The following is a 10,058-nucleotide window of genomic DNA, read 5'->3' as shown; positions in this document are numbered from 1 at the left end:
TTATAGCTTTTCTTAAAACTGCATCGACCTGAAAGGGAAGTCTGAGGTGCAGTAATCTGGCGGCAGTTAACGCTCCATCTGTACCATGACCTAAGGATGCCCCTGTCATTAAAGTGATTTTCAATGGTTCTGTTTTTGACCTTTCAACCAAAGCTCCCAATACAGCTTTACTGTCTCCTGATTTCGTAAAACCACTTGAAGCAACTACCATTTTATCTTTGAAAAAAGAAGCAGCTTTTCTATCGTCAATAATTCTCTCGCGTAATTCCGTATTTAAAATTCTTTCAGTCATTTTTTATACCGTTAGATTTATACAAATCTATCAGGATTTGCCCTTTAATGACATTTAGTTAGGTAAAATGTTTGTGAGATTAAATTTAAAGTGAGATATGTAGTGGCATTAATGAAACACCTGAAAATACCTGCATTAAAAACTTATGTTTAGCTATAGGCTGTAGAAAAGAAACGAAGAGAGTGTCTAAAAATCCATCGTCATTGCGAGGTAACGAAGCCTACCTCGACGGCAGTCAGGCAATCTGATGATGTCAAAAACGCAGATTGCTTCGTCATACTTCCTCGCAAAGACGTGTTTTTTAGTATTCGATAACCTTTTAGACAGCTTCTTTAATACAGTATCAGGACTAATAAATTTATCCCTTTATTCCCTTGATAAACTCATCGATATGTGCTAAGTAATCGCTTCCGTCATTTTTTAATGTTTTAACGAATGCGCTCCCTACGATTGCACCATTTGCATATTTATTTGCTCTCATGAATGATTGATTATCAGAGATTCCAAAACCAATAATTAACGGATTTTTAAGGTTCATCGCTTTTACTCTTTCGTAATACGACGTAATTTTATCAGAAACATTTAATGCACTTCCTGTTGTTGCTGATGAGGAAAGCAGGTAAATAAATCCGGAAGATAAATCATCAATCTTTCTGATTCTTTCTTCTGAAGTTTGAGGGGTTACAATGAAAATATTAGATAAACCATTATCCAGGAAGTCATTTTTATACAAATCTTCATATTCGTACATGGGTAAGTCTGGAACAATTACTCCATCCACGCCAACTTCTTTTGCTTTTGCACAAAATTCCTTAACTCCATATTGGATCATTGGATTTACATATCCCATTAGCAAAATCGGGATACTCACTTTACTTCTTAAATCTTTCAATTGTTCAAAGAGTACTTTTACCGTCATTCCATTTTCCAAAGCAGTTTGCGAACTTGCCTGAATTACGGGTCCGTCTGCAACCGGATCTGAATACGGAAATCCTATTTCCAAAAAATCTGCCCCTGCAGCTTCTAATTTTTCGGCAATTTTAATCGTAGCGTCCAGTTCGGGATATCCAGCTGTAAAGTATATAGATAGGATATTTTCTTTTTTATTTTGAAAAAGCTTTTGTAATCTGTTCATTTCATGTTTTGTTGCTCGTTGCCTGCTATTCGTTGCTCGTTAGACGATGGACGAAAAGCAACAGACGAGATGTTATAAATTAAAATATTTCATAAAAGTGCCCAGGTCTTTATCTCCTCTTCCCGACAGACAAACCACTACATTCTCGCCACCTTTAAATTCCATTTTCTCTAACTGCGCTAAAGCATGTGCTGATTCTATTGCCGGAATAATTCCTTCCAATTTAGACAACAGCATACAAGCCTGTAATGCTTCATCATCAGTAATGCTTACATATTCTGCTCTTTTCACTTTATGCAAATGCGCATGCTGTGGGCCGATTCCCGGATAATCCAATCCGGCAGAAATAGAATAAGGTTCGATTACCTGACCATCTTCTGTTTGCATTAAAATTGTTCTTGAGCCATGCAACACGCCTTCTTTACCTAACCTGGAAGTAGCGGCCGAATGTCCCGAATCTACCCCTAGTCCGGCTGCTTCCGCAGCAATAAGTTTTACATTTTCATCATCCAGAAAATGGTAAAACATACCCATAGCATTGCTTCCACCGCCAACACAAGCCAGTACATAATCCGGAAGTTCCGACCCGGTATGCTCTTTCAATTGTTTTTTGGTTTCTTCTGAAATAATGGATTGAAACTGAGCCACCATTTCCGGATAAGGATGAGGACCAACTACAGAACCTATAATGTAATGTGTATCTTCCGGATTGTTAATCCAATCGCGCATAGCTTCGTTAGTAGCGTCTTTTAAAGTCTTGCTTCCTGAGGTCGCAGGAATAACTGTTGCTCCCATCATTTTCATGCGGGCAACATTCGGAGCCTGACGCTCAATGTCAATCTCTCCCATATAAACAACACACTCCAGGCCTTTTAAAGCACAAACCGTTGCTGTTGCTACGCCATGCTGGCCCGCTCCTGTCTCGGCTATGATTCTTTTTTTCCCCAACTTCTCTGCTAATAAGATCTGGCCGATGGTGTTATTCACTTTATGTGCCCCGGTATGATTTAAGTCTTCTCTTTTCAGGAAGATATTTGCCCCGTACTTTTCAGATAATCTTTTAGCAAGATATAAAGGAGATGGTCTGCCTACATAATCTTTTAAAAGTGATTTAAACTCTTTTTGAAATTCATCACTTGCAATAATAGCCTCGTAATTAAGCCTTAATTCTTCTACATTTGGATAAAGCATTTCGGGAATGTAAGCCCCGCCAAAATCTCCGTAATATCCATCTTTAGATACTCTGTATTTACTGTTTTCCATCTTGTTCTCTTATATTTTTAAATGCTTTTTCAAGCAACTCTATATTCTTTATTGCTGGTTCTGTTTCAAATTTTGAATTTAAATCCACAGCGTATAACTGGGGATGACTAATTTCTTTTACCTTTTCCAGATTATCCGCATCTAAACCTCCACTTAAGAAAAACGGTTTATTCAATTGATAATTTTTCAAAATATCCCATGAAAAAGTCTGGCCTGATCCGCCGTAATCGACAGTTTTTGTGTCAAACAAAAAGAAGTCAACCACATCTTCATACGCTTTTAAAATATCAAAATTAAAATCTTCGCTTACACCGAAAGCTTTAATTACCGTAAAGCCTTCTTCTTTAATTGCTCTGCATGTTTCCGGTGTTTCATCGCCATGAAGCTGTACAGTAGAAATTCCGTATATACGGCTAAATTCTACTACTTCATTAACAAAGGCATTTACAAAGACCGCAACCTTCTTAATAGCAGGACTTAAATTCTGAATGTGCTGTCTTTCAAAATCCAGTCCTACAAATCTCTTTGATTTCGGATAAAATATAAAACCCATAAAATCCGGAGACAAGGCAGCAACATCTGCTACATTCCCTTCATATTTCATTCCACAAACTTTAATTTTCATTCTATGCTGAAATTGAAAGTAAAGTATTAAAAGATTTCAACGCGTTTCCTGATGTCAGCGACTCTTCTGCCTTATAGTAACAATCTGCAAAACTTAAAGCAGGTTCCATGGTGTTAATTGCCAATGCAGCATTAACCAGAACGACGTTAGTCTGCTCTGTTGTGGCCCTATTATTCAATACTGTTTCGAAAATTCTGGCAGATTCTTCTACTGTAGACCCTCCTGCAATAGTCATTGGATCTATCTTTTCGAAACCTAAAGATTCAATCTGGTAAATTTTTTCCCCCTGATTTGAAAAGACTTTAAAGTCGCAGGTTAAAGACACCTCATCGTATCCTTCCAGTGCATGCAAGATCGTATAGTTCATGTTTGACTGTTGATATAAATACGCGTATAATCTGGCCAATTCTAAACTAAATACACCCACAATTTGGTTTTGAGGTTTAGCCGGATTAATCATAGGCCCAAGCATATTGAAGAATGTTTTAATACCCAGAGCTTTTCTTATGGGCGCAACATTTTTCATTGCGGGATGAAACAAAGGTGCATGCAGGAAGCAAATGCCCGCTTTGTCCAGACTTTTATGTAAAATATCTGCATTATTGGTAAACTTATAACCTAAATACTCCATCACGTTAGACGAACCACATCCCGAGGAAACACCATAATTACCATGTTTTGCCACATGATAACCCGCTCCCGCAACTATAAAAGACGCTAAAGTAGATATATTGAAAGTGTCTTTTCCGTCGCCACCTGTACCGCACAGATCGATCAGATTGAATTCTTTATTCAAATCTACAGGCAGACATAATTCCAGCATGGCATCTCTAAAACCCGAAAGCTCTTCTATAGTAATATTACGCATACAATATGCGGTAATAAAAGCAGTCATCTGACTTTCGTTATACGCTCCGGAAGTCATTTGAGTTAGAATATCTTTAGATTCCTGGCGTGTAAATGTCTTATGTTCAAATAAAGTATTTAATATTTGTTTCATACAAATTGTTATTAAAAAAAAAGGGCAACCAAACTGGCAGCCCTCTAATATCTTTATGCAGTATATACAAGCAGGTTGCCTACGATAATTCGCAGGTCCACCAACCAATATTTACTACAGTGTTTATCATTTTCTCGTGTATATCACAAATATGATAATTTATTCAACAGTTTAAAAATATTTTTCAGAATTATTTGTTTTCTGAGGATCATTATTTAATTAGCGGCTCTTTTTCTTTGGCAAAGACATTATATACCAGTTTATCCAATAATGCCGGGACAAATTTTTGTAAAAAGACAGTAAGTTTACCTTGTCCTGTCATAACTAATTCTCTTTTTCGTTTCACTAATCCATCTGCAATTATTTTAGCTACTTCTTCTGAGGTCATCATCTTACCTTCATCCATACTGGTTTCCCCCTGTGAAACTGCATCTTTGTTTAATGCTACATTTCTAATGTTAGATGCTGTAAAACCCGGACAAGCAGTCATTACATGTAAACCTGTTTTTAAATTTTCTACTCTCAGCGATTCTAAAAACCCATTCATTGCAAATTTAGATGCTGAATAGCCCGTTCTACCGGGTAATCCTTTATATCCTGCTATTGAAGAAACACCTACTACAGAACCTTTAACTTTCAAGAGTTCGGGCAAAGCATACTTAGTACAATAGACTGTTCCCCAGAAATTAATATCCATAATTTGTCTGAGGACTTTTAAATCCAGGTCATTAAATAATGCCCGCATGGAAATCCCTGCATTGTTTACCAATACATCTATTTTCCCCATAGAATAGAGTGCCTGATTTACAAAATTGCGGCAATCTTCTTCGTTGGTTACGTCCAGCTGTATAGCTAAAGATTTAACATTATATTTCTTGATGATATTGTCTGAGATCTCACAGAGCTTCACATACTGTCTGGCTCCTAAAACCACATTTGCCCCGCGACTTGCAAATTCTTCGGCTAAAGATTTGCCAATTCCACTGGAAGCTCCTGTTATCAGGATTACTTTATCTTTTAAATCCATTATTTATTTCCTGAATATTGTTAAATATAAGTACCAGTACGAATAGCTATTTCATTAGCGTATTTTCGTAAGGAACCCTCGTTGCAATAGATCTGCCCAATGTTATCTCATCTGCATACTCAATTTCTCCCCCAAAAGCAATCCCTCTGGCAATTGTACTTATTTTGATATTAAAATCTTTTAGCTTTTTATGGAGATAAAATATGGTGGTATCTCCTTCCATTGTGGCACTTAATGCAAAAATAACTTCCTGAACCTCTCCTGTTCTCACTCTTTCCAATAGTAATTCTATGGTTAAATCTGCCGGCCCTACTCCATCCATTGGCGAAATTAGTCCGTTAAGAACATGATAAAGCCCCTGATATTGGTGTGTATTTTCAATTGCCATCACATCTCGTGTATCTTCCACGACACAGATAGTAGACACATCTCTTTTTGTAGAATTACATATTTCGCAAATGCCTTCGTCGGAGATATTGTGGCATTTCTGACAATATTTAATATTGTCTTTAAGTGTTGTGATGCTGTTACTGAAATTATGTACTTCTGTAGAACTGCTTTTTAGTAAATGTAACACCAAACGCAAAGCAGTCTTTTTGCCTACTCCCGGAAGTTTAGAAAACTCTTCTACTGCACTCTCTAATAATTTAGAGGAAAAATTCATGTTGCGAAAATAAGGAATATCTATTTCATTTACTACAAAGCATATAAAGGTTTCGAGACGTTCGGAGCCCATGCATTGTTCCCGGCCTTTGAGTGAATAAAAAATATCACTTTCGGCTTTCAATTTATGATGGATAAGGTAGCGTGAAACAATAAAAAGGAACAGACTATAAGTTAAGACTTTAACTGTTTACCTCTGGCATTTATGAGGTATAGTTTATATAACTGACAAATTAAAAGTTAAGGCAAAAACAAAACTTATTAAGACAAAAAGTGTATCTTATTTTAGAATAAAGTGGAAAATTATGGTAAATGACGATAAAATCAGAAGTGCTTTTGAGAATAAAACCTGGCAGGAAATTAAGGTAACAGACTCCTGGCAGATATTTAAAATTATGGCTGAGTTTGTGGAGGGGTTCGAAAAACTGGCAAAAATTGGACCCTGCGTTTCTATATTCGGTTCTGCCAGAACACATACTGACAATAAATACTATCAAATGGCGGTAAAAATAGGCGAGCTATTAACCGAAAGAGGTTACGGGGTTATTACAGGTGGTGGTCCAGGAATTATGGAAGCGGGAAATAAAGGTGCTTTTGAAGCGGGAGGAAAATCTGTGGGTTTAAATATTGAGCTTCCATTTGAGCAGTTCCATAACCGATATATTGATAGAGATAAGTTGATGGAGTTCGACTATTTTTTCGTCCGGAAAGTGATGTTTATGAAATATTCTCAGGGCTATATTGTTCTGCCCGGCGGATTTGGAACTTTGGATGAACTTTTTGAGGCTATTACGCTTATCCAAACTGGAAAAATTGCCAGGTTCCCGATAGTATTGGTAGGCTCTGATTATTGGAAAGGTTTGCTGGAATGGGTTGAGCATACGGTTTTATTAAAAGAAAAAAATATCAGTCCGGAAGATTTAAATCTATATAGAATAGTGGATTCGGCAGAAGAAGCTGCAGAGCATATTTTCAGATTCTACGATAAATACGTTTTAAAACCAAACTTTTAAGGCAACAAAAAAGGCGATGCAAGAATACATCGCCTTCTACTTTGCTTCGCTTTTTTATTGAGCTCTGCCAGTTTCTTTATCTTTTTTTCTACCAATTAAATAGCCTGTTCCGGCACCAATTACACCGCCTATAGCAGCACCTCTACCATCTTTCTTATCTATTAAGATACCTGTAACTGCACCTGCCCCGGCTCCAATTGCTGCTCCTTTAGCTGCCGCACTCCAGCCTTTCTTTTGCTGTTGTGCTGTAGTACCGCTACTTGTTGCAGCTGGTGTTGTATGATTAACTACAGTAACGTTTCTGGATGCACTTGCTGCGCCTTCTCTTCTTGCTTCGGCTAATTCCTGTTCTCTCAATTCAGCTTCTTTTCTCTGAGCCTCCGCCCTTTCGAAACTATCCAATCTCAGACTGTCTCTGATAATTTTCACCGAATCTTTAATGGTAAACGTATTATGAGATCCCGGTGAATTGTTGGCGTTGCTGCTACATGCTGCAACTCCCATTCCTAAACCGATTACTATCAATAACTTTTTCATGTGTTTAATTTTATGTCCAGTTTCCATCGTTATGGATGGTTTGGAAAGCAGATGTGTTTAATAAACATTAATCACACCTGCTTCCAAGTAATTAACATCACCATTCTCTTATTCATAAAGAATGATATACAGACCTAAGAAAAAACGATGCCAAAATTTATTTATTGTGTTATTATAGTAAGATTGATCTGCTAATCTTCTTATCTATAGTAATATAACCGGGATATTTTATTGCTGTACTTCCTACATAAATAACTGGTTTTATTTTAATAGTAAGCAAACCAGCGTCGTCTTTATCAGACTTTAATGCCCTCAAAGTCTGATCTAACTGTCCATTAGTAAGAAGTTCATAGACGTTCGCTTTTAATTTTACAGGAACAACAGTGGTCTGTCCGGCTTCTACACTCACTTTCTGATTTACAACACCTTCTGCCAATTGCTTTTGTTGCAATAGTATAATGTATTCAAATTGGTTTATCGCAGCTCTGCTTGTTGTAGGATTGTCGATTTCCAGATTCACTCTACCTTCAAACGGAATATTTTGTCTTAATAAACCCAAAGCAATGGAAGGTGCTGATGATAAATCAATTGTATTTTGGTTAATGATCTTATTTAATGCGACTCCAGCTACATATACACTATCTATCGACCTTAAATCATATTTACATTTTCCTAAAGCCTTTATTTCTCTGGTCTGTCTATTTACTCCACAAGAAGCCAAAACTGTTAAGACAGATAATACCAACAATATTTTTTTCATGATTTTTCTTTTTCTTAATTCTATTTATAAACAGCTTTAAACTGAAATTATTTTACAAAAACCTATCCAAAACGATTTATTCCTTTTGTGCAACAACACTTATAGTATTACTGTCCATAGTTTCGAAAGTAAGCTGGTTATTTTTTAACGATTTAATTAAGAAGGGGATTTTTCTCTTTATATCGCCTTCTAAAACTTCCTCATAACGGATTATGTTTCCTTCCAATACATAAGTCCCTTTAGATATTTCCCTGCCTTCGGAATAAATTGAAAGCTTCCCTCCTTTTTCAATTTCCAGGTAGGGATATTTTTTGGCTAATGCTTCACCCTGTTGTATAACGGGCGGATTCTCTTTTAAATAGCTGACTTTTTTATATATCCATTTCCCCTGCAAATCTTGTTCTGTGATAGTAGTTCCACATCCAGAAATAATAAGGGTTAATACGATGATACCTGCAAATATTTTTCTCATTTTCTAATGCTTGTAATAGATTAAGCATTCTCCAAAATTATCAATAAAATTGGCTTTTGATAGTGCGCATAAATGTTTAAGATAAATTGAAACAAAAATTGACATAGAAAGTTTCTATTTATATATATCTACCAAATGAAAACTTTTAAAATTGCCATTCTTGTTGGAAGCTTAAGGAAAGAATCTTTCAACAAAAAAATTGCTAAAGCACTCATAGAGCTTGCTCCTGAGAATTTAAGTCTGGAAATTATTGAAATTGGCAACCTGGCATTATATAATGAAGATCTGGAACAAGAGCTACCTATTGAATGGCAGCAATTCAGAACGGCAATAAAAGCTGTTGACGGTGTGCTATTTGTAACGCCTGAATATAATCGCTCTGTTCCTGCAGTTCTTAAAAATGCTGTTGATGTGGGATCCCGACCTTATGGAAAAAACAACTGGGATGGCAAACCCGGCGCAATTATTAGCGTGACACCCGGCTTACTGGGCGCCTTTGGTGCAAACCACCATCTCAGACAGGCATTGGTTTTTGTGAATGTACCTGTAATGGCACAACCAGAAGCTTATATAAGCCAGGTAGGCAATCTTTTAGATGAAAATGGCAAACTTACCAGCGATTCAACCAGGGATTTCCTGGTTAAGTTTCTAAATGCGTATGCTGTTTGGGTTGAAAGAAATGCTGGTTAGTTGGTTGTGGGAGCTTATATAATAAATTCACCAATGCGATATTTTCGCTTAGATTTCTGATGAAGGATCCATATTGCATTCAGAAACAAAACTCGCAGAGATAGTATCTATCCCATTTTATATGTAACACGTTCTATGAGTGTTATAAATCTATAAGTTCAAATTTTCCGTTTGGCGAAAGTTCTCGATATTCTATTCTAACGGTATGAAGCACTTAACCCGCTATTACGTAAAACCGACAGATTTGCGATGGGCGGGCTTTTCGGGACCAAAATAATTCGGAGAACTGAACTTTCGGCCAACACAAAACTGTTTGCGGAGCAGGAAACCCCACCTATTGCAAATGTGCTGTTAGCGGCTGGCGTTGACAAGTAATTGTCGACACTGAGCTGAATAATTTATTGAAATTTCTCACCTCTTGTCAGCTTTTCAATAATTTCTTTCATACGCTTGTCTCTTGTCTCTTGTTTCTTTGCGGTCTGAAGTCGAAACCCAATGGAAAAAAGATTCGTCTTATTGAGAGTCTGAAAAAATTCTTCCGCTTTTTTGTTTTTGCTAAGTTCTTTTAGAAAGTCTTCAGG

Annotated in this window: 13 protein-coding genes; 2 read left to right on the top strand and 11 right to left on the bottom strand. The window is 36.7% G+C overall.

Features of this window, described 5'->3' with window-relative positions:
• The 7 genes from ABWO41_RS11120 to recR form a co-directional block, all read right to left on the bottom strand.
• The coding region (locus ABWO41_RS11120; protein ID WP_502945648.1) for a sugar phosphate isomerase family at window positions 1–292 on the bottom strand (292 nt) is incomplete at its 3' end.
• 358 nt (window positions 293–650) lie between these two features.
• Entirely contained in the window at window positions 651–1,427 is a 777-nt protein-coding gene (gene trpA, locus ABWO41_RS11115; protein ID WP_353137688.1) for a tryptophan synthase subunit alpha, read from the bottom strand.
• 72 nt (window positions 1,428–1,499) lie between these two features.
• Entirely contained in the window at window positions 1,500–2,690 is a 1,191-nt protein-coding gene (gene trpB, locus ABWO41_RS11110; protein WP_353137686.1) for a tryptophan synthase subunit beta, read from the bottom strand.
• On the bottom strand, window positions 2,677–3,315 hold the full coding sequence (locus ABWO41_RS11105; protein WP_353137684.1) for a phosphoribosylanthranilate isomerase: 639 nt from the start codon (window positions 3,313–3,315) through the stop codon (window positions 2,677–2,679). The genes trpB and ABWO41_RS11105 overlap by 14 nt, the downstream gene beginning before the upstream one ends.
• Window position 3,316: 1 nt before the next feature.
• Window positions 3,317–4,315 carry an anthranilate phosphoribosyltransferase gene (gene trpD / locus ABWO41_RS11100; protein WP_353137682.1) on the bottom strand — a complete coding sequence of 333 codons (999 nt, stop codon included), beginning with the start codon at window positions 4,313–4,315 and terminating at the stop codon, window positions 3,317–3,319.
• A 211-nt stretch (window positions 4,316–4,526) separates the two neighbouring features.
• On the bottom strand, window positions 4,527–5,342 hold the full coding sequence (locus ABWO41_RS11095) for an SDR family oxidoreductase (protein ID WP_353137680.1): 816 nt from the start codon (window positions 5,340–5,342) through the stop codon (window positions 4,527–4,529).
• 46 nt (window positions 5,343–5,388) lie between these two features.
• Window positions 5,389–6,006: a recombination mediator RecR gene (gene recR / locus ABWO41_RS11090; protein WP_353137678.1), complete on the bottom strand. Its 618-nt coding sequence runs from the start codon at window positions 6,004–6,006 to the stop codon at window positions 5,389–5,391.
• A 304-nt stretch (window positions 6,007–6,310) separates the two neighbouring features.
• On the opposite strand from recR, the gene ABWO41_RS11085 reads away from it, so the two are divergent.
• A complete protein-coding gene (locus ABWO41_RS11085) occupies window positions 6,311–7,018 on the top strand; it encodes an LOG family protein (RefSeq protein ID WP_353137676.1) in 708 nt (235 codons plus the stop codon).
• 54 nt (window positions 7,019–7,072) lie between these two features.
• Here the strand turns inward: ABWO41_RS11085 and ABWO41_RS11080 are convergent, their stop codons facing one another.
• The 3 genes from ABWO41_RS11080 to ABWO41_RS11070 form a co-directional block, all read right to left on the bottom strand.
• Window positions 7,073–7,555, bottom strand: a complete 483-nt coding sequence (locus ABWO41_RS11080; RefSeq protein WP_353137674.1) for a YMGG-like glycine zipper-containing protein — start codon at window positions 7,553–7,555, stop codon at window positions 7,073–7,075.
• A 172-nt stretch (window positions 7,556–7,727) separates the two neighbouring features.
• Window positions 7,728–8,315: an LEA type 2 family protein gene (locus ABWO41_RS11075; RefSeq protein ID WP_353137672.1), complete on the bottom strand. Its 588-nt coding sequence runs from the start codon at window positions 8,313–8,315 to the stop codon at window positions 7,728–7,730.
• 76 nt (window positions 8,316–8,391) lie between these two features.
• Window positions 8,392–8,787, bottom strand: a complete 396-nt coding sequence (locus tag ABWO41_RS11070; RefSeq protein WP_353137670.1) for a hypothetical protein — start codon at window positions 8,785–8,787, stop codon at window positions 8,392–8,394.
• A gap of 135 nt (window positions 8,788–8,922) precedes the next feature.
• Between ABWO41_RS11070 and ABWO41_RS11065 the strand changes: the two genes are divergently transcribed.
• On the top strand, window positions 8,923–9,477 hold the full coding sequence (locus ABWO41_RS11065) for an NADPH-dependent FMN reductase (protein ID WP_353137668.1): 555 nt from the start codon (window positions 8,923–8,925) through the stop codon (window positions 9,475–9,477).
• 398 nt (window positions 9,478–9,875) lie between these two features.
• On the opposite strand, the gene ABWO41_RS11060 is transcribed toward ABWO41_RS11065, so the two are convergent.
• On the bottom strand, window positions 9,876–10,058 hold a 183-nt coding region (locus tag ABWO41_RS11060; protein WP_353137666.1), incomplete at its 5' end, for a YdeI/OmpD-associated family protein.

It is taken from the genome of Pseudopedobacter sp. (assembly GCF_040392825.1).
Classification (GTDB): Bacteria; Bacteroidota; Bacteroidia; order Sphingobacteriales; family Sphingobacteriaceae; genus Pseudopedobacter.
This window is presented reverse-complemented; position numbering and strand designations above follow the sequence as displayed.